Source organism: Piscinibacter gummiphilus (assembly GCF_032681285.1).
GTDB lineage: Bacteria > Pseudomonadota > Gammaproteobacteria > Burkholderiales > Burkholderiaceae_C > Rhizobacter > Rhizobacter gummiphilus_A.
Genome location: NZ_CP136336.1, coordinates 930,083 through 952,429 on the forward strand (window position 1 = coordinate 930,083; position 22,347 = coordinate 952,429).

The 22,347-nt window shown below is 66.0% G+C and carries 22 protein-coding genes; 19 read left to right on the forward strand and 3 right to left on the reverse strand.

What is annotated here, in order from left to right; translation table 11 throughout:
* Positions 1–112 precede the first annotated feature (112 nt).
* The 3 genes from tal to RXV79_RS04475 are packed head-to-tail and all read left to right on the forward strand — an operon-like array spanning position 113 to position 3,272.
* Positions 113–1,063 carry a transaldolase gene (gene tal / locus RXV79_RS04465; protein ID WP_316702272.1) on the forward strand — a complete coding sequence of 317 codons (951 nt, stop codon included), beginning with the start codon at positions 113–115 and terminating at the stop codon, positions 1,061–1,063.
* Entirely contained in the window at positions 1,060–2,661 is a 1,602-nt protein-coding gene (pgi, locus tag RXV79_RS04470) for a glucose-6-phosphate isomerase (RefSeq protein ID WP_316702273.1), read from the forward strand. The genes tal and pgi overlap by 4 nt, the downstream gene beginning before the upstream one ends.
* Positions 2,658–3,272: an HAD family hydrolase gene (locus tag RXV79_RS04475; RefSeq protein ID WP_316702274.1), complete on the forward strand. Its 615-nt coding sequence runs from the start codon at positions 2,658–2,660 to the stop codon at positions 3,270–3,272. The genes pgi and RXV79_RS04475 overlap by 4 nt, the downstream gene beginning before the upstream one ends.
* Here the strand turns inward: RXV79_RS04475 and RXV79_RS04480 are convergent.
* A complete protein-coding gene (locus RXV79_RS04480) occupies positions 3,269–3,826 on the reverse strand; it encodes an HNH endonuclease (RefSeq protein ID WP_296722892.1) in 558 nt (185 codons plus the stop codon). The genes RXV79_RS04475 and RXV79_RS04480 overlap by 4 nt on opposite strands.
* Before the next feature lie 303 nt (positions 3,827–4,129).
* On the opposite strand from RXV79_RS04480, the gene RXV79_RS04485 reads away from it, so the two are divergent.
* The 10 genes from RXV79_RS04485 (at position 4,130) to RXV79_RS04530 (ending at position 14,793) form a co-directional block, all read left to right on the forward strand.
* A complete protein-coding gene (locus RXV79_RS04485) occupies positions 4,130–4,792 on the forward strand; it encodes a TetR/AcrR family transcriptional regulator (protein WP_316702275.1) in 663 nt (220 codons plus the stop codon).
* A gap of 59 nt (positions 4,793–4,851) precedes the next feature.
* Positions 4,852–6,642, forward strand: coding sequence for an acyl-CoA dehydrogenase C-terminal domain-containing protein (locus RXV79_RS04490; protein WP_316702276.1), 1,791 nt, complete (start codon positions 4,852–4,854; stop codon positions 6,640–6,642).
* 49 nt (positions 6,643–6,691) lie between these two features.
* Complete coding sequence (locus RXV79_RS04495; RefSeq protein ID WP_296722889.1) at positions 6,692–7,138, forward strand: DUF2147 domain-containing protein; 447 nt, start codon at positions 6,692–6,694, stop codon at positions 7,136–7,138.
* Between the two features lie 6 nt (positions 7,139–7,144).
* Positions 7,145–8,002 carry an alpha/beta hydrolase gene (locus RXV79_RS04500; protein WP_316702277.1) on the forward strand — a complete coding sequence of 286 codons (858 nt, stop codon included), beginning with the start codon at positions 7,145–7,147 and terminating at the stop codon, positions 8,000–8,002.
* Positions 8,003–8,071: 69 nt separating this feature from the next.
* Complete coding sequence (locus RXV79_RS04505) at positions 8,072–10,456, forward strand: 3-hydroxyacyl-CoA dehydrogenase/enoyl-CoA hydratase family protein (RefSeq protein WP_316702278.1); 2,385 nt, start codon at positions 8,072–8,074, stop codon at positions 10,454–10,456.
* Positions 10,457–10,483: 27 nt separating this feature from the next.
* On the forward strand, positions 10,484–11,680 hold the full coding sequence (locus RXV79_RS04510; RefSeq protein ID WP_316702279.1) for an acetyl-CoA C-acyltransferase: 1,197 nt from the start codon (positions 10,484–10,486) through the stop codon (positions 11,678–11,680).
* A 10-nt stretch (positions 11,681–11,690) separates the two neighbouring features.
* Positions 11,691–12,224: a DUF1569 domain-containing protein gene (locus tag RXV79_RS04515; RefSeq protein WP_316702280.1), complete on the forward strand. Its 534-nt coding sequence runs from the start codon at positions 11,691–11,693 to the stop codon at positions 12,222–12,224.
* Positions 12,225–12,244: 20 nt separating this feature from the next.
* Positions 12,245–13,117: an alpha/beta hydrolase family protein gene (locus RXV79_RS04520; RefSeq protein ID WP_316702281.1), complete on the forward strand. Its 873-nt coding sequence runs from the start codon at positions 12,245–12,247 to the stop codon at positions 13,115–13,117.
* A gap of 32 nt (positions 13,118–13,149) precedes the next feature.
* Positions 13,150–13,917, forward strand: coding sequence for an enoyl-CoA hydratase (locus tag RXV79_RS04525; RefSeq protein WP_316702282.1), 768 nt, complete (start codon positions 13,150–13,152; stop codon positions 13,915–13,917).
* Positions 13,918–13,971: 54 nt separating this feature from the next.
* Entirely contained in the window at positions 13,972–14,793 is an 822-nt protein-coding gene (locus tag RXV79_RS04530) for an SGNH/GDSL hydrolase family protein (RefSeq protein WP_316702283.1), read from the forward strand.
* A 16-nt stretch (positions 14,794–14,809) separates the two neighbouring features.
* Here the strand turns inward: RXV79_RS04530 and RXV79_RS04535 are convergent, their stop codons facing one another.
* A complete protein-coding gene (locus RXV79_RS04535; protein ID WP_316702284.1) occupies positions 14,810–15,223 on the reverse strand; it encodes an acyl-CoA thioesterase in 414 nt (137 codons plus the stop codon).
* A gap of 83 nt (positions 15,224–15,306) precedes the next feature.
* Here RXV79_RS04535 and RXV79_RS04540 point away from each other — a divergent pair, with 83 nt between their 5' ends.
* The 6 genes from RXV79_RS04540 to RXV79_RS04565 all read left to right on the forward strand — a co-directional run bounded on the left by RXV79_RS04540 (position 15,307) and on the right by RXV79_RS04565 (position 21,302).
* Positions 15,307–17,106 (forward strand): ABCB family ABC transporter ATP-binding protein/permease, encoded by a 1,800-nt coding sequence (locus RXV79_RS04540; protein WP_316702285.1) that lies wholly within the window; start codon positions 15,307–15,309, stop codon positions 17,104–17,106.
* 3 nt (positions 17,107–17,109) lie between these two features.
* Positions 17,110–18,039, forward strand: coding sequence for a LysR substrate-binding domain-containing protein (locus RXV79_RS04545; protein ID WP_316702286.1), 930 nt, complete (start codon positions 17,110–17,112; stop codon positions 18,037–18,039).
* A 114-nt stretch (positions 18,040–18,153) separates the two neighbouring features.
* Entirely contained in the window at positions 18,154–19,044 is an 891-nt protein-coding gene (locus RXV79_RS04550) for an amino acid ABC transporter substrate-binding protein (protein WP_316702287.1), read from the forward strand.
* Positions 19,045–19,180: 136 nt separating this feature from the next.
* Positions 19,181–19,891, forward strand: a complete 711-nt coding sequence (locus tag RXV79_RS04555; RefSeq protein ID WP_316702288.1) for an amino acid ABC transporter permease — start codon at positions 19,181–19,183, stop codon at positions 19,889–19,891.
* Complete coding sequence (locus RXV79_RS04560) at positions 19,888–20,559, forward strand: amino acid ABC transporter permease (protein ID WP_316702289.1); 672 nt, start codon at positions 19,888–19,890, stop codon at positions 20,557–20,559. Before RXV79_RS04555 ends, RXV79_RS04560 begins: the two co-directional genes overlap by 4 nt.
* Before the next feature lie 8 nt (positions 20,560–20,567).
* Positions 20,568–21,302 (forward strand): amino acid ABC transporter ATP-binding protein, encoded by a 735-nt coding sequence (locus RXV79_RS04565; RefSeq protein ID WP_316702290.1) that lies wholly within the window; start codon positions 20,568–20,570, stop codon positions 21,300–21,302.
* An 81-nt stretch (positions 21,303–21,383) separates the two neighbouring features.
* On the opposite strand, the gene RXV79_RS04570 is transcribed toward RXV79_RS04565, so the two are convergent.
* On the reverse strand, positions 21,384–22,226 hold the full coding sequence (locus tag RXV79_RS04570; RefSeq protein WP_316702291.1) for a poly(ethylene terephthalate) hydrolase family protein: 843 nt from the start codon (positions 22,224–22,226) through the stop codon (positions 21,384–21,386).
* Between the last annotated feature and the right edge of the window lie 121 nt (positions 22,227–22,347).

Here is a 22,347-nt window from a genome sequence, read left to right on the forward strand (position 1 = left end):
TCATCTCGGATGATGCCGCTGTTTCGTTGAGCCGTCAAACGTGCGGGGGCTTCGAGAACCACGTTGCTGGCTCGGGTTCTAATCATCCTCAACGTTGCATCAGGCCTACACCATGAACCAACTCGATCAGCTCAAACAGCACACCACGGTCGTCGCCGACACGGGCAATTTCAAGCAGCTGGGCGCGTTCGCGCCGCGTGATGCGACCACCAATCCCTCGCTCATCCTCAAAGCCGTGCAGCAGCCCGACTACGCGCCGCTGCTGGCCGAGACCGTGGCCGCGCACAAGGGCCAGCCGATGGAGCAGGTGGTCGACGAGGTGCTGGTGCGCTTCGGCCGCGAGATCCTGAAGGTGGTGCCGGGGCGGGTGTCGACCGAGGTCGATGCACGCCTGAGCTTCGACACCGCCTGCACAGTGCAGCGTGCGCGCCGCATCATGGCGATGTACGAAGCGGCAGGCATCGGCCGCGAACGTGTGCTGATCAAGATTGCCGCCACGTGGGAAGGCATCCAGGCCGCGCGCATCCTCGAGCATGAGGGCATCCACTGCAACCTCACGCTGCTCTTCTCGTTCTGCCAGGCCGTGGCCTGTGGCGATGCGGGCGTGCGGCTCATCTCGCCCTTTGTCGGCCGCATCTACGACTGGTACAAGAAGTCGGCCGGCAGCGCGTGGGACGAAGCGGCCAACGCGGGCGTCAACGACCCCGGCGTGAAGTCGGTGTCGCAGATCTACACCTACTACAAGAAGTTCGACATCGGCACCGAGGTGATGGGTGCGAGCTTCCGCAACGTCGGCCAGATCGTGGCGCTTGCGGGCTGCGACCTGCTCACCATCAGCCCTGAGCTGCTCGCGCAACTGCAGGCCAGCGACGCGCCCCTCGAGCGCCGGCTCGACCCCGAGAGTGCTCGCCAATCGGCCATCCACGCCGTCACCTACAACGAGGCGAGCTTCCGCTATGCCTTGAACGAAGACGCGATGGCGACCGAGAAACTCTCCGAAGGCATTCGCGCGTTTGCGGCCGATGCGATCAAGCTCGACAAGATGATCGAGGGCCTGAAGTGACCGCCTCTGCTCCCCGCTGCGACAAAACCGAAGCCTGGGCCGCACTGGCCGGGCACTTCGAGGCGCACGGCCGCGACCTCGACCTGCGCGAAGCCTTCGCCCGCGACCCCGGCCGCTTCGACTCCTTCAAGGTCGAAGCGCCCGAGGTGTTTGCCGACCTGTCGAAGAACCTGATCGACGTGGCGACGCAGCGCTTCCTGCTCGACCTCGCCGCCGAATGCCAGCTCGAAGCGCGCCGCGACGCGATGCTGCGCGGCGACGTCGCCAACCTCACCGAAGGCCGCGCCGTGCTGCACACCGCGCTGCGCGCCCCGCGTGGTCGCTCGCCCTTCAACGCCGAGGTGCACGAGGTGCTCGACCGCATGCTCGCGTATGTGGAGACGGTGCGAGACACCGCGAAGAGCGGCATCCGCCATGTCGTCAACATCGGCATCGGCGGCAGCGACCTCGGGCCGCAGATGGTGGTGCCGGCGCTCGATGCGTTCTGCCACCGCGGGCTCACCTTCCACTTCGTCTCCAACGTCGACGGTCACGACATCGCGCCGGTCCTGCGCGGGCTGAAGCCGGCCGAGACGCTTTTCATCATCGCGAGCAAGACCTTCACCACGCAGGAGACGATGGCGAACGCCCAGGTGGCAAAGGCCTGGTTCCTCGAACAGGGCGGCACCGACACGCACAAGCATTTCGTCGCCACCACGACGAACGTGAAGGCCGCGGCCGAGTTCGGCATTGGCACCACCTTCGGTTTCTGGGACTGGGTGGGCGGGCGCTACTCGATGTGGTCGGCCATCGGCCTGCCGATTGCGCTGGCGATCGGTGCCGACCACTTCCGCGCGCTGCTGGCGGGTGCGCACGCGATGGACCGCCACTTCGCTGACGCACCGCTCGCGCAGAACCTGCCGGTGCTGCTGGGGCTGCTCGACGTCTGGTATCGCAATTTCCACGGCTTCGCGAGTCGCAGCGTCGCGCCCTATCACCAGGGCCTGCGCCGCCTGCCGGCCTACCTGCAGCAGCTCGAGATGGAAAGCAACGGCAAGTGCGTCGACCTCAGCGGCACACGCCTGCCCTACGGCACGAGCCCGGTGGTGTGGGGCGAACCGGGCACCAACGGCCAGCATGCGTACTTCCAGATGCTGCACCAGGGCACCGACGTCGTGCCGGTGGAGTTCATCCTCGTCAAGCGGCCGACGCATGGCTTCACCGACCTGCACACCAAGCTGCTGGCCAACGGCCTCGCACAGAGCCAGGCGCTGATGCTGGGCAAGAGCACGCAGCAGGCGCTGGGCGAGAAGGCGCCGACCGCGTCGCGCGAGCTCGATGCCGCGACCGTCGCGCGCCACCGCACCTTCCCCGGCAACCGGCCCAGCACCACGCTGATGCTCGACGAGCTGACACCGCGCAGCCTGGGTGCGCTCATCGCGATGTACGAGCACCGCGTGTTCACGGCGGGTGTGCTGTGGGGCATCAACAGTTTCGACCAATGGGGCGTGGAGCTCGGCAAGGCCTTGTGCAACGACCTGCTGCCACGTTTCGCCTCGGGCGACACCGACGGGCTCGACGCTTCGACCGCCGGCCTGATGGAGAGGTTGCGTTCGTGAAGAAGCACGTGGTGTTCGACTTCGGCGGGGTGGTGTTCCAGTGGCGGCCGAAGGAACTGCTCAAGCGCACGCTGCCGCACCGCGCCGTCGACGAAGCCGCGGCACAGCAGCTGGTGGCCGACTTCTTCCAGAACTACGAGGGCGACTGGGGCCGCTTCGACCGCGGCACGATCGAGGTGCCAGAGCTGGCACCGCTGATCGCCGAACGCCTGGGTTTCGAGCTGGGCGAAGTGCAGGCCGTCATCGATGCGGTGCCGGGCGAACTCGAAGCGCAGAAGGAGACGGTCGAACTCCTGCATCGCCTGCATGAGAACGGCCACCGGCTGTACTTCCTGTCCAACATGCCCGAGCCCTACGCGGTGCACCTCGAGAGCACGCACGAGTTCTTCTCGCGTTTCACCGATGGCGTGTTCTCGTCACGCGTGAAGCTCATCAAGCCCGAGCCCGAGATCTTCGAACTGGCGACCAAGCGCTTCGGCATCGAGCCGTCGCAGACGGTCTTCATCGACGACGTGGCGAAGAACGTGGAAATCGCGCGGGCCCATGGCTGGCACGCCATCCAGTTCATCACGGCGGCACAGGTCGAGGCCGACCTGGAGGCGATCGGCTAAGAGCGCAATCTGCTGTGGCGAGGCACGCTCGCCAGCAGGAACTCCATCTGATCGGCAAGGATGCGCCGGCCGCGCAGGATCATGTCCTCGTGCAGGCTCGGCACATAGGGCAGGTACATCAGCGTCATGTTGGCCTCTTCGGGCAGGCGGTTGCCCTTGTGGCCGTTGCAGGCGCGGCAGGCGGTGATGCAGTTCATCCAGGTGTCGTGGCCGCCGCGCGACGTGGGCACGATGTGCTCGCGCGTCAAGTCGTCGGTGTGGAAGTGCCCGGCGCAGTAGGCGCAGACCTGGCGGTCACGGGCGAAGAGCTTGGGGTTGGAGAGTGCGGGCGTCTGCCGCCATGCGCGGCTGGGGATCGCGCCACGCACCGCGATGATCGGGTGCACCTCGATGCGCGACTGCAGGCCGGTGCGGCGTTGCATGCCGCCGCGCAGCACGTAGAACGCATCGCCGAGGGTCCATGCGATGCCGTCGCTGGCATAGATGACCGCCGCTTCCTTGGCCGAGATCCACGATTGCGGGCGGCCGGACACATCGAGTTGCAGCACTTCCACGGATCAATCTCCTTGACGGAGAGTAATCCATCCAGCGGCTTTCCCTCAACAGTGAGCACCTGCGCGGGTTGCGGCGCGGTGCGTGCGCCACAGTGTCATCGGCTCATCACGGTAGGTGGAGATAAGCGGCCTGGGTTCCTATGGTTACCAAGGGTTAACCCTCGAGTCCGGCCTTCGGGGTCGTCTCTTAGGCGACAACGCCTAGAAAAAGGTGACAAACAGCGCACGAAGGGCTCGCTTTCTTCCGGGGAGCTCGGTAAGAATAGAACGATCGTTCGTTTCATTTCTGTTGCACGACGCCCCATGAGTGCCAACCCCCGCTCGCTGCGCGACACCCCGCGGCAACTGCAGAAAGGCCAGCAGACCCGTGCCGCCATCCTCGAGGCTGCGCTGGGGCTGGCGTCCCACATGGGCCTGGAAGGCCTGTCGATCGGCGCGCTGGCCGACGTGATGCAGATGAGCAAGTCGGGCGTGTTTGCCCATTTCGGCTCGCGCGAAGAGCTGCAGATCTCGGTCATCCGCGAGTACCACGCCAAGTTCGAAGAGGAAGTGTTCTTCCCTGCGCTGCGCGAAGAGCGTGGCATGCCGCGCCTGCGGGCGCTCTTCGAGCGCTGGATCAAACGGGTGTCTGTTGAACTCGATTCGGGCTGCATCTACATCAGCGGCGCGGTGGAGTTCGACGACCGGCCCGGCCCGGTGCGCGATGCGCTGGTGGAAATGGTGCGCGCCTGGCACCTTGCGCTGGAACGCGCGATCCGCATGGCCATCGAAGAAGGCCACCTGCGCGACGACACCGATGCCCAGCAGATGCTGTTCGAGATCCACGGCCACATCCTGGCCGTTCACCATGACGCCCGTTTCCTGCGCCTGCCGGGCGCCCTCGACCGCGCCCGCATCGGCTTCGAGCGGGTGGTGAGTTACTACGCCACACCGCCGCGTCCGGTCTCAAAGGCGGCGCGCCGATAGCCGACCCGCTGTTCTTTCGTCCACCTTCCGTTCGATTCCAACATTCAAGGAGTTTCACCATGGCCCAGTACAACCCTCCTCTGCGCGACATGCAGTTCCTCATGCATGAGGTGTTCAACGTGGCGGGCGAGCTGCAGGCGCTGCCGGCGCACAAGGACATCGATGCCGACACCATCAACGCGGTGCTCGAAGAAGGTGGCAAGTTCGCGTCGCAGGTGATCTTCCCGCTCAACCGCAGCGGCGACGAGGAAGGCTGCACGCTGAACAAGGAAACGCACGAGGTCACGCCGCCGAAGGGCTTCAAGGAGGCCTACAAGCAGTACGTGGAAGGTGGCTGGCCGTCGCTCAGCTGCGACCCGGCTTTCGGCGGTCAGGGTCTGCCGGTCACCGTCAACCAGTGCATCTACGAGATGCTCAACTCGGCCAACCAGGCGTGGACCATGTACCCCGGCCTGTCGCACGGCGCGTATGAAGCGCTGCACGCCCACGGCACCGACGAGCAGAAGAAGACCTACCTGCCCAAGCTCACGAGCGGCGAATGGACCGGCACCATGTGCCTGACCGAGCCGCACTGCGGCACCGACCTCGGCCTGCTGCGCACCAAGGCCGAGCCGCAAGCCGACGGCACCTACAAGATCACCGGCCAGAAGATCTTCATTTCGGCCGGTGAGCACAACATGACACCGAACATCGTGCACCTGGTGCTGGCACGCCTGCCCGACGCACCGTCCGGTTCCAAGGGCATCTCGCTCTTCGTGGTGCCGAAGTTCCAGGTCAACGCCGACGGCAGCCTGGGCAAGCGCAACGGCATCTTCTGCGCCGGCCTCGAAGAGAAGATGGGCATCCACGGCAACGCCACGGCCCAGCTGGTGCTGGAAAACGCCGTTGGCACGCTCGTCGGCCAGCCCAACAAGGGCCTCGCCGCCATGTTCGTGATGATGAACGCCGCCCGCCTGGGCGTGGGCAACCAGGGCCTGGGCTTGACCGAAGTGGCCTACCAGAACGCCGTGGCCTACGCGAAGGACCGCATCCAGATGCGCGCCCTGTCCGGCCCGAAGGCGCCGGACAAACCCGCCGACCCCATCATCGTGCACCCCGACGTGCGCAAGATGCTGCTCACCGCCCGCGCTTACGCCGAAGGTGGCCGTGCCCTCAGCATGTGGACCTCGCTGCAGCTCGACAAGGAAATTGCCAGCGACGACGAAGACGTGCGCAAGGAATCCGCTGACCTGGTGGCGCTCATCACCCCGATCGTCAAGGCCTTCCTGACCGACAACGCCTGGATCTCCACCTCGCACTGCATGCAGGTGTACGGCGGCCACGGCTTCATCAAGGAATGGGGCATGGAGCAGTACGTGCGCGATGCCCGCATCAACATGATCTACGAGGGCACCAACACCATCCAGTCGCTCGACCTGCTGGGCCGCAAGGTGCTGGGCGACAACGGCGCCAAGCTGAAGAAGTTCGGCAAGATCGTCACCGAGTTCGTCGAGGCCGAAGGCACCAACGAAGCCATGCAGGAGTTCGTGAACCCGCTGGCCGACCTGGGCGAGAAGGTCGTGAAGCTCACCACCGAGATCGGCATGAAGGCCTTCGGCAACCAGGACGAAGTGGGCGCCGCCGCCGTCGACTACCTGCGTGTGGCCGGCCACCTGGTGATGGGCTACTTCTGGGCCCGCATGGCCAAGGTCGCGCTCGAGAAGCAAGGTTCCGGCGACCCGTTCTACACCGCCAAGCTCGCCACCGCGCGCTTCTACTTCGCCAAGCTGCTGCCCGAGACCGCCAGCCTCATCCGCACCGCACGCGCGGGCTTGAAGCCGCTGATGGAGATGGACGAGGCATTGTTCTAAGCTGGCCGCGCCTTCGTTTCCATCTACAAAAAGCCAGGAGAGACAAGCGATGAAGAAGCTGCTGGCGGCTGCGGCCGCGTTGATGGTCTCGGGTGTGGCGTTCGCGCAGAACGCAACCCCCGTGGGCCTGTGGAAGAGCATCGACGAGAAGAGCAAGGTCGAGAAGTCGCTGGTGCGCATCACCGAGAGCGGTGGTGTCGTGGTCGGCAAGATCGAGAAGCTGCTCGACCCGGCCGTCAAGCCCGATGCGGTGTGCGACGAATGCCATGGCGAGCTCAAGGGCAAGCCGATCGTCGGCCTCACCATCATTGCCGGCGCAAAGAAGAACCCGGAAGAAGCGGCGCAGTGGGACGGCGGCACCGTGCTCGACCCGGCCAACGGCAAGACCTACAAGCTTCGCCTGCGGCCCTCGGCCGACAACAAGAAGCTCGAAGTGCGGGGCTACATCGGCACGCCGATGATCGGCCGCTCGCAGACCTGGGTTCGCGTCGAGTGACGAGCCATGGGTGAGCTCGCAGGCGCCGGCTGGCAGAGCATCACGGGCGGGCGCTCCGGCGCCCGCTGGTGGTGGCATCGCCAACTGAAGAAGCCGTTCTTCGGCCGCTTCATGAAACCCTGGCGCTGGCCGCAGGGCGTGCCCGCCGAGGGCTGGCAGCGGGTGACGATCGCCAGCGGCAGCCATGCCGAACTCGCGGCCGTCGTCGCCGAGAGCGCGGCGAGCGTTCGTGGTGTGGTCGTCTGCGCCCACCCCATGGGCCTGGCGAGCAAGGGCTTCTGGTTGCGCAACGGCCATGCGCAGAGGCTGCTCGACGACGGCTTCCACGTCGTGCTGTTCGACTTCAACGGCTTCGGTGAAAGCCCGTCGACCAACTTCGACTGGCCCGCCGACATCGTGGCCGCCGGCCAGTGGGCACGCCGGCGTTTCCCGGGGCTGCCGGTGCATGCGATGGGCGCGTCTTTCGGCGCCATGCACGCGCTCAACGCGATGCACCATGCCGACTACCCGTTCGACCGCGTCGTGGCCGAGTCCTGCGCGGCCACCTTGCCGCTCTTCTGGAAGGCCTATCCGTTTGCCCACACGGTGCTGCAGGTCGGCCGTTTCTTCGCCCCCGCGATGGAGCGTGGCCTGCGCGCTGAATGGAACATCCAGCACCTGAAGCCGGGCGCCCGGCTGCTGCTCATCCACAGCCGTGGCGACACCTGGACGCCGGTGTTCCACGGTGATCGTCTGCAAGCCGCCGCGCCCCGCGGTGTGCAGCTCACCCGCCTGACCCTCGAACGCGCCGACCACACCCACGGCCTGCGCGACGAGCCCGATACCTACTGGCCTGCGGTGCGCGAATTCCTCGCCGCCGACTGAGCCGCGTCAGAACAAGAACAACCTTTCTCTCTCTCAACCGCTTAGAAAACCCGTTCCAAGGAGAAGACCGTGAGTCGATTCAATGTCCGCAAGGTCGCCGTGCTCGGCGCCGGCGTGATGGGCGCGCAGATCGCCGCCCACCTCGTCAACGTGAAGGTGCCGGTCGTGCTGTTCGACCTGCCGGCCAAGGAAGGCCCGAAGAACGGGATCGTCACCAAGGCCGTCGATGGCCTGAAGAAGATCAAGCCGTCGCCGCTGGGCATCCCCGAAGACGCCGCGCTGATCCAGCAGGCCAACTACGAAGAGCATCTCGAGTTGCTCAAGGACTGCGACCTCATCATCGAGGCCATCGCCGAGCGCATGGACTGGAAGCTCGACCTCTACACCAAGGTCGCCCCGTTCATCGCCCCGCACGCCATCGTCGCGTCCAACACCTCGGGCCTGTCGATCACCAAGCTCTCCGAAGTGCTGCCGGCCGAGATCAAGCCTCGCTTCTGCGGCATCCACTTCTTCAACCCGCCGCGCTACATGTACCTGGTGGAGCTGATCCCCACCCCGACCACGCGCCCGGAGATCCTCGACCAGCTGGAAAGCTTCGTCACCACCGCGCTCGGCAAGGGCGTGGTGCGCGCCAAGGACACGCCCAACTTCGTGGCCAACCGCGTGGGCATCGCCAACATGCTCTCCACGATGAAGGAAGCCGAGAACTTCGGCCTGTCCTACGACGTGGTCGACGACCTGACCGGCAAGAAGCTCGGCCGTGCGTCGAGCGGCACCTTCCGCACCGCCGACGTGGTGGGCCTCGACACGATGGCCCACGTCATGAAGACGATGCAGGACAACCTGAAGGACGATCCCTTCTACGCCGCCTATGAAACGCCCAAGGCCGTGGCTGCGCTGATCGAGAAGGGAGCGCTCGGCCAGAAGACCGGCGCCGGCTTCTACAAGAAGGTCGGCAAGGACATCCAGCGACTCGACCCGGCCAAGGGCGAGTACGTTGCCGCCGGCGGCAAGGCCGACGAGATCGTCGCGCGCATGCTCAAGAAGGCTCCGGCCGAGCGCCTGAAGCTGCTGCGTGAATCGACCAACCCGCAGGCGCAGTTCCTGTGGGCCATCCTGCGCAATGGCTTCCACTACGCCGCCGTGCACCTGGGCGACATCGCCGACTCGGCCCGCGAGATTGACCTCGCGCTGCGCTGGGGCTTCGGCATGAGCCAGGGGCCGTTCGAGTTGTGGCAACAGGCAGGCTGGAAGCAGGTCGCCGAATGGGTCAAGGCCGACATCGATGCCGGCAAGGCGCTCAGCAAGGCGCCGCTGCCTGCCTGGGTGTTCGACGGCCGCGATGGCGTGCACACCGCCGAAGGCTCGTGGAGCGCGTCGCAGAACAAGTACCTGCCGAAGAGCAACCTGCCCGTCTACCAGCGCCAGCACTTCCCCGAAGCGCTGTTTGGCTCGGGAGCGGTCGACCCGCTCAAGTCGGGCACCGAAGAGTTCAAGAACGACGAAGTGCGCGCCTGGACGCTCGATGGCGAGGTGCTCATCCTCAGCATCACCTCCAAGCTGCACCTCATCGGCGAAGGCGTGATCGACGGCATCGCGAAGGCCGTGGACGTGGCCGAAGCCAAGTACAAGGGCCTCGTGATCTGGTCGCCGGACGACGTGTTCTCGGCCGGTGCCAACCTCGAGTCGATGCTGCCGGTCTTCATGAAGAGCGGCGCCAAGGGCATCGCCCCGATGATCAAGAAGCTGCAGGACACCATGCTGCGCATGCGCTACTCGACCGTGCCGGTGATCGCGGCCGTTCGTGGCATCGCGCTCGGCGGCGGCTGCGAGATCGCCGTCTACACCACCAAGCGTGTCGCGGCGATGGAAAGCTACATGGGCCTGGTGGAAGTGGGCGTGGGCCTGATCCCGGGCGGGGGTGGCCTGACCTACATCGCCCGCCGTGCGGCCGAGATGGCCAGCGCTGCGAACGCCAACGCCGACATCCTCAAGTTCCTGACCGAAGGCTTCACCGCCGCCGCGATGGCCAAGGTGGGCACGAGCGCGATCGAGAACCGCAAGAACGGCTACCTGCTGTGGAGCGACATCGTCGTGCCCAACAAGGACGAGCTGCTCTACGTCGCCTCGCAACAGGCCAAGTCCCTGTACGAGAGCGGCTACCGCGCGCCGGCCAAGGCCGTGTTCCCGGTCGCCGGCCGCAACGGCATCGCCACCATCAAGGCCCAGCTGGTCAACATGCGCGACGGCGGCTTCATCAGCCAGCACGACTTCCACATCGGCGCGCTGATCGCTGATGTGGTGTGCGGTGGTGACGTCGATGCCGGATCACTCGTCAACGAGGAATACCTGATGACGCTGGAGCGCAAGCACTTCTGCAGCCTGCTGGAGCACCCGAAGTCGCAGGAACGTGCGATGGGCATGCTCTCGACCGGCAAGCCGGTGCGCAACTAAACAGCGGCCTCACAAGGAAACCACATCATGAGCAAGCAAGTTCAAGACGCCTACATCGTCGCCGCCACCCGCACGCCCATCGGCCGCTCGGGCCGTGGCTATTTCAAGAACACCCGCCCGGACGATCTGCTGATCGCCGCCATTCGCAGCGCGCTGGCGCAGGCCCCCGGCCTGGACCCGGCCGCGATCGAAGACGCGATCATCGGCTGCTCGTTCCCGGAAGGTGAGCAGGGCATGAACATGGCGCGCATCGCCGCCGGCCTGGCGCTGCCAAAGCCGGTGGGCGGCGTGACCGTCAACCGCTTCTGCGCTTCCGGCGTGACCGCCATCCAGATGGCTGCCGACCGCATCCGCGTCGGCGAGGCCGACATCCTGATCGCCGGTGGTGCCGAGTCGATGAGCCTCGTGCCCATGGGCGGCAACAAGCCCTCGTTCAACCCCGAGATCTTCGCCAAGGACGAGAACATCGGCATCGCCTACGGCATGGGCCTGACCGCCGAGAAGGTGGCGGCGCAGTGGAAGGTCTCGCGCGAAGCGCAAGACGCCTTTGCCTACGAGTCGCACATGCGCGCGCTCAAGGCCATCGAGAAGGGCGAGTTCAAGGACGAGATCACGCCGATCGACGTCATCTCGCGCACGCCTGACCTGGCGACCGGCGAGCAGATCGCGAAGAAGCGCACGGTGAGCATCGACGAAGGCCCGCGCCCCGACACCTCGCTCGAAGGCCTGGCCAAGCTGAAGCCCGTGTTCGCCGCCAAGGGCAGCGTGACCGCCGGCAACAGCTCGCAGACGAGCGATGGCGCCGGTGCGCTGATCCTCGCGAGCGAAAGAGCGGTCAAGCAGTTCGGCCTCAAGCCGCTGGCCCGCTTCGTGAGCTTCGCGGCGCGGGGCGTGCCGCCCGAGATCATGGGCATCGGCCCGATCGAAGCCATCCCCGCCGCGTTGAAGTACGCCGGCCTGACGAAGGACCAGATCGACTGGATCGAGCTCAACGAAGCCTTCGCGGCCCAGTCGCTCGCGGTCGTCAACACCATCGGCCTCGACCCGGCCAAGGTGAACCCGATGGGCGGTGCGATTGCCCTCGGCCACCCGCTCGGTGCGACTGGCGCGATCCGCGCGGCCACGGTCGTGCACGCGCTGCGTCGCCACAACCTGAAGTACGGCATGGTGACGATGTGCGTGGGCACCGGCCAAGGCGCGGCCGGCATCTTCGAGCGCGTCTGATCGCGGCGCCATGACACGCGGGCGCCGCATCGCACTGCTAGGCCTCGGGGCCGTGGCGGTCGGTGCTCCCGTGTTGTGGGTCGCTTCACGGCCGGCGGCGCTGCAGTCGCCGGCCTTCGATTCCACCGAGGGTGCGTTGCGCACCCTCGTTGCGTTGAAGACGCAGCCCTTGCGCAGCACCGGCGCATGGGACCTGGCGCACGTGCTGCATCACGCGGCCCAGAGCGTCGAGTATTCGTTGCAGGGCTTTCCTGCGCTGAAGCCCGGCTGGTTCCGCGCGAGCGTCGGCCCGGTCGCGGCCACCGTGTTCTCGGCGCGAGGCCGCATGAGCCACTCGTTGACCGAACCCATTCCCGGCGCCCCCGACATCGCTCAGGGCCAGCCGCTGGCGCCTGCCGTCGACCGTGCGATCGCGGCGCTGCAGGCCTTCGAGCGCCACACCGGCGCCTTGCACCCTCACTTCGCGTACGGCGAGTTGTCCAAGGACGACTACCGCCGTGCCCACCTCATGCATTTCGCCAACCATTGGCAAGAAGTCGTGTGACCCTCCAGGAGGAGCAGCAGATGGATTCTTTCGAGTTCAAGGCGGCTGATGGCTTTGTGCTTCAGGGCCGTCTCTACGGTGACCCAACGCAATGCCAATCGGCGCTGCTGATCGTGTCGGCGATGGGCGTGCCGCAGCGCTTCTACGGCGACTTCGCCGAGTGGCTGGCGGGCCAGGGCCATGTGGTGATGAGCTTCGACTACCGCGGCATCGGGGCCTCGCGACCGTCGCAGCTGAAGCATTCGCTGAAAGGCTTCGACACCGACATCGACACCTGGGCCAAGCAGGACACCTCGGCCGCGCTGGCGTGGCTCGATGCCCGCGTCTCGAAAGACACGCCGATCCACTGGCTCGGCCACAGCCTGGGCGGCCAGATCTTCGGCATGGTGCCCAACCGCGAGCGCGTGGCGAGCATCGTGACCATCGGCGTGGGCACCGGCTACTGGCTGCGTCAGGCGCCGCTCGTGCGCAGCTACGTGTGGTGGCTCTGGTACGTGGTGGCGCCGCTGTCGATGAAGCTCTTTGGCTACTTCCCCGGCAGGCGCTTGAAGAAGATCGGCGACCTGCCGCTGGGCGTGATGCAGCAGTGGCGCCGCGCCTGCCTCGACCGCGACTATCTCGTCGGCCAGGCCGGAGAGGAGACACGTGCCGACTACGCCGCCGTGCGCACGCCCATCCTCTCGCTCTCGTTCACCGATGACGAATACATGTCGGCCCGCAACACCGCCGACATGCATGCCTTCTATGCCAGCGCGCCGCGCGAGATGCGCCGCATCGCGCCGCAGGACATCGGCGCCAAGCGCATCGGCCATTTCGGTTTCTTCCGCGAGCGCTTTGCCGATAGCCTGTGGCCGCAGGTGTCGCGTTGGTTGACGCCGGCCACGGCGCGCTGACGCAGAATTCCCATTCCCCTTCGGAGACAGACATGACCATCAAGACTGCGCTGCTCAACGGCGTCTACACCATCGAAATCGCCCGCCTCGAGAAGAAGAACGCGCTCACGAGCGACATGTACCTGGCGATGGCCAAGGCGCTCAACGACGCGAAGGCCGACGGCGCCGTGCGCAGCGTGCTCATCACCGGCCAGCCTGGCATCTTCACCTCGGGCAACGACATCGAGGACTTCGCCAAGCGCTCCGCCACCGCGGCCGCCGTGTCGCCTGCTCGCGCCTTCATGGACGCGCTGATTGGCTGCGACAAGCCGGTGATCGCCGCCGTCACCGGCGCGGCCATCGGCATCGGCACCACGCTGCTGCTGCATTGCGACTTCGTCTACGTGTCCGACGAAGCCCGGCTCGTGATGCCCTTCGTGAGCCTTGGCCTGGTGCCCGAGTTCGCCTCCAGCCAGCTCATTCCGCAGCTGATGGGCCAGCGCAAGGCCGCCGAGAAGCTGATGCTCGGCGACCCCTTCACCGGTGCCGAAGCGGTGGAGTGCGGCATCGCCAACGCGGTGCTGCCAGCAGGCGAAGTGGCGCCTCACGCGCGCCGCGTGGCCGAGCGTTTCAATGCGTTGCCGCCGGGCGCCATCCGCGCCACCAAGAAGCTGATGCGGGGGCGTCTGGCCGACGGCTTCTTCCAGACCATCGACGCCGAAAACGCTGTCTTCGCAGCACAACTCCAGAGCCCCGAGGCGAAGGAAGCGTTCAGCGCCTTCTTCCAGAAACGAAAGCCGGATTTCAGCCAGTTTTCCTGATTCCGCGCACTTGAGCGGTGCCGGCCCGGGCGGCGTGCGGGTATCGTCGCGCGCATGAATTCCGGGCTCTTCAAAGCCATCAAGTTGCTGCTCGTGCCGGTGCTGCTGTGGCAGGGCCGGCAGGTGCGCCGCCATGCGCTGCGGCTGCCCGAAGCCGAAGGCCCGCGCGAGGGGGTGGCCGGCACCGGGCGCGTGAAGCTGCGCATCCTGATCGTGGGTGATTCGTCGGCGGCCGGCGTCGGCGCGAAGAACCAGATCCAGGCCCTGGCCGGCCGCCTGAGCGAAGCGCTGTCGCAGCGGCTGCACGGCGCGGTGGTGTGGCAGCTGATCGCCCGCAGCGGTGACTCGACCCGCAGCTCGCTCGCTGCCGTGCGCAAGCTCTCGCTGCACCCGGCCGACGTGATGGTGACGGCGCTCGGCTTGAACGACGTGATCGCGCAGGTGCCGGTCGCCACCTGGCTCGCGCAACTCGACAAGCTCGACCGTGCCGCCGCCCGCCGCGCCGGCATCAAGCACACGGTGCACACCGGCATCCCGCCGGTCCACGCGTTCCCGATGTTGCCCAACCCGCTGCGCTGGGTGCTCGGCACCGACGCCCAGGCCTACAACCAGGCGCTCAGCGCGTGGTCGGATCGGTGGTCGGAGCGCTGGTGGCTGCCGGTGCCCATCGAGCCCGACATCCCGCCCCCCGGCAACGACTCCAGCGTGCTGATGGCCGAAGACGGTTTCCACCCGGGCCCGGCCGCCTATGCGATGTGGGCCGAGCAGCTCGCCGGCCTGATCGTCCACGAGATCGTGCCGCGCCTGCCGAAAACCATGCCCACCCGGCGCAGCCGGCGCCTGGAAGCGCAGGACACCCAGCCGCTCGACCTCTGAGAGGCCGCCTCAGCGTTCAGTCTTGCGGCGGCAGCGGTCGTGGCTTGCCCTCGTCGTCGATGGCCACGTAGGTGAGGCTGGCCTCGGTGACCTTCACGACTTCGAGCTTGGCCGGGTTGCGCTCGGCGTAGACCTCCACATGCACCGTCACCGAGGTGCGGCCGATGCGTTCCACGCGGGCATACAGGCTCAAGAGGTCGCCCATCGAGACGGGCTGCTTGAAGATGAACTGGTTGACCGCCACGGTCGCGATCCGGCCCTTCGCGATGCGGTTCGGGAGCACCGAGCCGGCCAGGTCGACCTGCGCCATGATCCAGCCGCCGAAGATGTCGCCGTTGCCGTTGGCGTCGGACGGCATGGGCATGACACGCATGACCAGGTCCATGTCGGTGGGCAGCGTGACGGGCAGGGTGTTGGTCGCGGAATTCATGGGCTGCATTGTGAAACGCTTTGCGCTGGCACACTGAGGTGATGCGTCGAGAATCCGTGTCGTCTTCCATGCCTCCTGCGCCCATGTCAGCGGCTGCATCCACCGGCCCTCGCTCCGACTGGAGCACCTTGCGCAAGCTGCTGCCCTACCTCTGGCACTACCGCTGGCGTGTGCTGCTCGCGCTGGGCTTCATGGTGGGCGCCAAGACGGCCAACGTGAGCGTGCCGCTGCTGCTCAAGGAACTGGTCGACAGCATGTCGCTCAAGCCGGGCGACGTGCGCGCGGTGCTGGTGGTGCCCATGGGCCTGCTGGTGGCCTACGGTGCCCTGCGCCTGTCGACCTCGCTCTTCACCGAGCTGCGCGAGCTGGTGTTCGCCAAGGCGACCGAGGGCACGGCGCGCAGCATTTCGCTGAGCGTCTTCCGCCACCTGCACTCGCTGAGCTTGCGCTTCCACCTGGAGCGGCAGACTGGCGGCATGACGCGCGACATCGAGCGCGGCACGCGAGCCGTGCACTCGCTCATCTCGTATTCGCTCTACAGCATCGTGCCCACGCTCATCGAAGTGGTGATGGTGCTCACGCTCCTGGGCGTGAAGTTCGACGCCTGGTTCGCGTGGATCACGATCATGGCGCTGGTGATCTACATCGCCTTCACCATCACGGTGACCAACTGGCGCACGCAGTTCCGCAAGCAGGTCAACGAGCTCGACTCGACCAGCCACACCCGCGCCATCGACTCGCTGCTCAACTACGAGACGGTCAAGTACTTCAACAACGAAGACTTCGAGGCGAAGCGCTACGACGAGAGCCTGGAGCGCCTGCGCCGCGCGCAACTGAAGGCGCAGACCACGCTCTCCATCCTCAACACCGGGCAACAGCTCATCATCGCCGTCGGCCTGGTCGCGATGCTCTGGATGGCCACGCGCGGTGTGGTCGACGGCCGCATGACGCTCGGCGACCTGGTGATGGTCAACGCCTTCATGATCCAGCTCTACATCCCACTCAACTTCCTGGGCGTGATCTACCGCGAGATCAAGCAGAGCCTGACCGACCTCGACAAGATGTTCACGCTGATGGAGCGGGAGCGCGAGGTCGACGATGCCCCCGGCGCCCAGCCGCTGCAGGTGAAAGACGGCCATGTGAAATTCAGCCACGTCAACTTCGCCTACGAGCCGGCGCGGCCCATCCTGCACGACGTGAGCTTCGAGATCCCGGCCGGCAAGACGGTGGCGGTGGTCGGCCCGTCAGGCTCGGGCAAGAGCACGCTCGCGCGCCTGCTCTACCGCTTCTACGACGTGAACTCGGGCGCCATCAGCATCGACGGGCAGGACATCCGCACGGTCAAACAGGGCAGCGTGCGCGAGGCCATCGGCATCGTGCCGCAGGACACGGTGCTCTTCAACGACACCGTGGCCTACAACATCGCCTACGGCCGCACCGGCGCCACGCGCGAGCAGATCGAAGCGGCGGCGAAGGCCGCACGCATCCACGACTTCATCGTCTCCACGCCGAAGGGCTACGACACCGCGGTGGGCGAGCGTGGCCTGAAGCTCAGCGGCGGCGAGAAGCAGCGCGTGGCCATCGCCCGCACGCTGCTCAAGAACCCGCCGATCATGATCTTCGACGAGGCGACCTCGGCGCTCGACTCGGCCAACGAGCGTGCCATCCAGGCCGAGCTGCAGGGCGTGGCGCGCAACAAGACGGCGCTCGTGATCGCGCACCGGCTGTCGACGGTGGTCGAGGCGCACCAGATCCTTGTGATGGAGCAGGGCCGCATCGTGGAGCGCGGCACGCACGCGGAGCTGCTGGCGCTCGGCGGGCGTTACGCTTCCATGTGGCAGTTGCAGCAAAACAGCGCCGATGCCGATGTGGAGGTGGCCTGAGCGATGGAAACCAAGTGGCTTGAAGACTTCGTGAGCCTGGCCGAGACGCACAGCTTCTCGCGCTCGGCGCAGCTGCGGCACGTCACGCAGCCGGCGTTCTCGCGCCGCATCCAGGCGCTCGAAGCCTGGGCGGGCATCGACCTCGTCGACCGTTCGTCGTACCCCACGCGCCTCACGCCGGCCGGCGAGACCTTCCGCTCGCAGGCGCTCGAGATCCTGGGGGCCCTGCAGACCACCCGCAACATGATGCACAGCCACCAGGTGGCCGGGCAGGACATGATCGAGTTCGCCGTGCCGCACTCGCTGGCCGTGACCTTCTTCCCGCACTGGGTGATGGACCTGCGCCGCCGCTTCGGCGCCTTGAAGAGCCGGCTGATGGCGCTCAACGTGCACGACGCGGTGATGCTGCTCACCGAAGGCAGCTGCGACCTGCTGATCGCCTACCACCACCCGAGCCAGCCGCTGCAGCTCAACCCCGACCGCTACGAGATGCTCAGCATCGGCCAGGAGACGCTCGCACCCTATGCGCGCGCCGACGCCAGCGGCCAGCCGATGTTCCGCCTGCCGGCCAAGCCGGGCGAGAAGGTGCCGTTCCTGAGCTACGCCTCGGGCGCTTACCTCGGGCGGCTTGTGGAGCAGGTGATCAAGCTCTCGCCGGTGCCGCTGGTGCTCGACCCGATCTACGAGACCGACATGGCCGAGGGTCTGAAGGCGATGGCGCTCGAAGGCCATGGCTTGGCCTTCCTGCCCAACAGCTCGGTGGAGAAGGAAATTCGCAACAACCGCCTGGCGCGCGCCTCGGCGCCGGGCGCGTGCGAGCTGTCGATGGAGGTGCGCCTCTACCGCGAGCGGCCCGAAATGGCGCGGCACACCAAGCCGCAGGCGCAGGCCTTGTGGGATTTCCTGCGCGATGGCGGTGCGTCGGGGCCTTGAGGGCGGGCATTCAAGTTGCGGGCTTCTACGTGGTTCCACTCAGGCGGCCGTCCCTAGAATGCTTTTTCCGGCCAACCCGCCGCCCCGCTTGATTCCTAACCCGAAGGAGTTTCCATGAAGAAGACCCTGCTCGCCCTGGTTGCCGTGCTTGCCGTTGGTGTGGCGCATGCCGACACGCTGAAGAAGATCAAGGACAGCGGCTCCATCACCCTGGGCGCACGCGAATCTTCCGGCGCCCTGGCTTACACGCTGGGCGATGGCAAGTACGTGGGTTTCCACACCGAGATGTCGCAGCGCATCGCCGCTGACCTTCAAAAGCAGCTCGGCCTGCCCAAGCTCGACGTGAAGTTCCAGGTCGTCACCTCGCAGAACCGCGTGCCGCTGGTCCAGAACGGCACGGTGGATCTGGAGTGCGGCTCCACCACCAACAACGCCACCCGCCAGAAGGACGTGTCGTTCGCCGTCACCACCTACATGGAAGAGGTTCGCATCGCCGTCAAGGCGAACTCGGGCATCAACTCCATCAAGGACTTGACGGGCAAGACGGTCGCCACCACCACCGGCACGACCTCGGTGCAGACGCTGCGCAAGCACGAGCGCGCCAACAACGTCGACTTCAAGGAAGTCTTCGGCAAGGACCACGCCGACAGCTTCCTGCTGCTCGAATCGGGCCGCGCCGACGCGTTCGTGATGGACGGCCAGATCCTCGCCGGCAACATCAGCAAGGCCAAGAACCCGGCCGACTTCAAGATCGTCGGCGAAGTGCTGTCGATCGAGCCGATCGCCTGCATGCTGCGCAAGGACGACCCGGCATTCAAGAAGGCCGTCGACGACAGCATCAAGGGCATGATCAAGAGTGGCGAGCTGGCCAAGCTCTACGACAAGTGGTTCATGCAGCCCATCCCGCCGAGCAACACGAAGGTGGGCCTGCCCCTGTCGCAAGCCACGAAGGACGCCTGGGCCAACCCCAACGACCGCCCGATGGAAGACTTCGCCAAGAAGTAAGCGCATCGAGACAAGCCCTAGCGCCCGATGGCGCACGGCTTGCTTACATTCGGAGCGCGGCACGGGAATCCGGCCGCGCTTTTTCCTTGCACCCACGAGGTCGCAAGGGCCCGGCACATGACAAGAGGAGCGCGCCGTGGGGCAGACATGGGACTGGCAGATCTTCCTGCGCGATGACGGAGGAGGGCGGACGTACCTCGAGTGGATGATGTCCGCCTGGGGGTGGACGCTCTCGGTGGCGGTGCTGGCCCTGGTGGTGGCGTTGGTGGTGGGCTCGCTGGTCGGCATCCTGCGCACGGTGCCGCACAAGGGGCTCGCGTTCTTCGGCGAGGCGTGGACGGAGCTCTTCCGCAACATCCCGCTCCTGGTTCAGGTGTTCCTCTGGTACCACGTGATCCCGGGCATCTTCCTGTCGCTTCGCAACGTGCCGAGCTTCATCCTCGTGGTGTTTGCGCTGGGTTTCTTCACCTCGGCGCGGGTCTCCGAGCAGGTGAAGGCGGGCATCCAGGCGCTGCCCAAGGGCCAGCGCTACGCGGGCCTGGCGATGGGCCTCACGCTGCCGCAGACCTACCGCTACGTGCTGCTGCCGATGGCGTTTCGTATCGTCATCCCGCCGCTCACGAGCGAGAGCATGAACATCATCAAGAACTCGGCCGTCGCCTTCGCGGTGAGCGTGGCCGAGCTGACGATGTTTGCGATGCAGGCGCAGGAAGAAACCTCGCGCGGCGTCGAGGTGTACCTCGCGGTGACGGGTCTGTATTTCGTGTCCGCCTTCGTCATCAACCGGATCGCCTTGTTCATCGAGCACAAGGTGCAGATTCCCGGCACGCTGGGAGCCGGCCGATGATCAGCGCACTCGATTTCAGCTTCCTCAACTGGAGCGTCATCTCCAGCTTCGTCGCCAAGGGCTTCATCTATTCGATCCAGCTCACGCTGGTCGCGATGGTCGGCGGCATCGTCCTCGGCACCCTGCTCGCCCTGATGCGCCTGTCGGGCAAGAAGTGGCTGGAGGTGCCGGCGGCGTTCTACGTCAACACGCTGCGCTCCATCCCGCTCGTGATGGTGATCCTGTGGTTCTTCCTGCTGATCCCCATGCTGATCGGCCGGCCGATGGGTGCGGAGCTGTCGGCCATCATCACCTTCACGGTGTTCGAGGCGGCCTACTACTCCGAGATCATGCGGGCCGGCATCCAGAGCGTGCCGCGCGGCCAGGTGCATGCGGGTTACGCGGTGGGCATGACCTACCGCCAGACCATGCAGCTCATCGTGCTGCCGCAGGCCTTCCGCAACATGCTGCCGGTGCTGCTCACGCAGACGATCATCCTGTTCCAGGACACCTCGCTCGTCTACGCGATAGGCGCCTACGACCTGCTCAAGGGTTTCGAGGTGGCAGGCAAGAACTTCAACCGGCCGGTGGAGACCTACCTCGTCGCTGCCGTCGTGTATTTCGTCATCTGCTTCAGTCTGTCGATGCTCGTGCGTCGCCTGCAAAAGAAGATCCAGATCATTCGCTAGGAATCACCATGATCGACATCAAGAACGTGAGCAAGTGGTACGGCAGCTTCCAGGTGCTGACCGACTGCACCACCAGCATCCAGAAGGGCGAGGTGGTCGTGGTGTGCGGCCCGTCCGGCTCGGGCAAGTCGACGCTCATCAAGACGGTGAACGCACTGGAGCCCTTCCAGAAGGGCGACATCGTGGTCGACGGCATCTCCATCGCCGACCCCAAGACCAACCTGCCCAAGCTGCGCTCGCGCGTGGGCATGGTGTTCCAGCACTTCGAGCTCTTCCCGCACCTGAGCGTGACCGAGAACCTCACGCTGGCGCAGATCAAGGTCCTGGGGCGCAGCAGCGACGAAGCCAAGACGCGTGGCCTCAAGATGCTCGACCGCGTGGGCCTGATGGCGCACAAGGACAAGTTCCCCGGCCAGCTCTCCGGAGGCCAGCAGCAGCGCGTGGCCATCGCCCGCGCCTTGAGCATGGACCCGATCGTGATGCTCTTCGACGAACCCACCTCCGCGCTCGACCCCGAGATGGTCGGCGAAGTGCTCGACGTGATGGTGCAGCTGGCCCACGAAGGCATGACCATGATGTGCGTGACGCACGAGATGGGCTTCGCCAAGAAGGTGAGCCACCGGGTGATCTTCATGGACGCCGGCAAGATCGTCGAAGACTGCCCGAAGGATGATTTCTTCGGCCATCCGGAAGCCCGCTCCCCGCGCGCGAAGGACTTCCTCTCGAAGATCCTCCAGCACTGAACTGCGGGCACGCAAAAAAAGAAGCCCCGGCATGCCGGGGCTTCTTCGTTTCAGCGCCGACTTGCGTCGGGCGCTGACGCATCACGAGCAGCGTGCGGTGCGGAAGTCCGAGAAGCCGAGGGCGTTCGGGTTCGAGCAGGCGAACGAGGTGTAGCGGGTGTCGCCGTCGACGAAGCGCTTCATCCAGGCCACGCCCTTCAGGCCGACGGTGTCGTTGGCGTTGTTGAAGCAGAAGTGGTCACCCAGGGTCTTCTCCAGGTACTGCTTCGGGTTGCGCGTCATGCTGTTGTAGAACGGGATGGCGTGCGAGATCACCGGGGCGACGATGTCGCTCTGGCAGCCGAAGATCAGCGTGGGCACGGTCACCGACGAGAAGTTGGTCGAGGTGTTCCACGGGGCTTGCGGGGCCGCAGCCTTGATCGAGGGACGGTTCTTAGCCGAGATCAGCGAGCCGCCACCACCCATCGACCAACCCATGACGCCGGTGCGGGTGCCGTCGACCTTGCCGTAGATCGGGCTGCTGCTGGTGTTGCCCAGGGCCACCACCTGGTCGAGCGCGGCCAGCTGCTGGCGCGAGCGGCTGTCAGGCTGGTCGCCGGTGGTGTAGGTGTCGATGGTGATGACCACGAAACCGTGCGAGGCCAGGCGGGGGCCCCACCAGTTGATGCTGCTCTGGTACGAGAGGAAGCCCGGCACGATGGCGATCGCACCGACCTTCGCACCGGCGTTGGTGGGGTAGTACACGGTGCCCGCGCCGTAGCCGCTCGGGCGGCTCACATTGAACTGACTCACGTTGAACGGGCCGCGGTTGGCTTCGAGCGACGACTTGGTCGGGTTCGGGCCGATCTGCACGGCCGAGGCGCTGGCGGTGATCAGGCCGGCGCCAACAAGCACGGCCGCCTTGAGGAACTGCTGAATCTTCATTTTGTCTCCAGAGGTTTTCGGGGTGATGCCGGCGGACACAAGCTCTGGGTCAAATGGCCTGCTCGCTGGCGAACTGATTATTGAACCGGCGTGCAATCAAGGCCGTTCTCGCTTTCCTGAT

Coding starts and splice junctions, on each gene's coding strand:
- tal (WP_316702272.1), top strand. CDS start 113: ATGAACCAACTCGATCAGCTCAAACAGCACACCACGGTCGTCGCCGAC.
- RXV79_RS04485 (WP_316702275.1), top strand. CDS start 4,130: ATGAGTGCCAACCCCCGCTCGCTGCGCGACACCCCGCGGCAACTGCAG.
- RXV79_RS04490 (WP_316702276.1), top strand. CDS start 4,852: ATGGCCCAGTACAACCCTCCTCTGCGCGACATGCAGTTCCTCATGCAT.
- RXV79_RS04495 (WP_296722889.1), top strand. CDS start 6,692: ATGAAGAAGCTGCTGGCGGCTGCGGCCGCGTTGATGGTCTCGGGTGTG.
- RXV79_RS04500 (WP_316702277.1), top strand. CDS start 7,145: ATGGGTGAGCTCGCAGGCGCCGGCTGGCAGAGCATCACGGGCGGGCGC.
- RXV79_RS04510 (WP_316702279.1), top strand. CDS start 10,484: ATGAGCAAGCAAGTTCAAGACGCCTACATCGTCGCCGCCACCCGCACG.
- RXV79_RS04515 (WP_316702280.1), top strand. CDS start 11,691: ATGACACGCGGGCGCCGCATCGCACTGCTAGGCCTCGGGGCCGTGGCG.
- RXV79_RS04520 (WP_316702281.1), top strand. CDS start 12,245: ATGGATTCTTTCGAGTTCAAGGCGGCTGATGGCTTTGTGCTTCAGGGC.
- RXV79_RS04525 (WP_316702282.1), top strand. CDS start 13,150: ATGACCATCAAGACTGCGCTGCTCAACGGCGTCTACACCATCGAAATC.
- RXV79_RS04530 (WP_316702283.1), top strand. CDS start 13,972: ATGAATTCCGGGCTCTTCAAAGCCATCAAGTTGCTGCTCGTGCCGGTG.
- RXV79_RS04535 (WP_316702284.1), bottom strand. CDS start 15,223: ATGAATTCCGCGACCAACACCCTGCCCGTCACGCTGCCCACCGACATG.
- RXV79_RS04540 (WP_316702285.1), top strand. CDS start 15,307: ATGTCAGCGGCTGCATCCACCGGCCCTCGCTCCGACTGGAGCACCTTG.
- RXV79_RS04545 (WP_316702286.1), top strand. CDS start 17,110: ATGGAAACCAAGTGGCTTGAAGACTTCGTGAGCCTGGCCGAGACGCAC.
- RXV79_RS04550 (WP_316702287.1), top strand. CDS start 18,154: ATGAAGAAGACCCTGCTCGCCCTGGTTGCCGTGCTTGCCGTTGGTGTG.
- RXV79_RS04560 (WP_316702289.1), top strand. CDS start 19,888: ATGATCAGCGCACTCGATTTCAGCTTCCTCAACTGGAGCGTCATCTCC.
- RXV79_RS04565 (WP_316702290.1), top strand. CDS start 20,568: ATGATCGACATCAAGAACGTGAGCAAGTGGTACGGCAGCTTCCAGGTG.
- RXV79_RS04570 (WP_316702291.1), bottom strand. CDS start 22,226: ATGAAGATTCAGCAGTTCCTCAAGGCGGCCGTGCTTGTTGGCGCCGGC.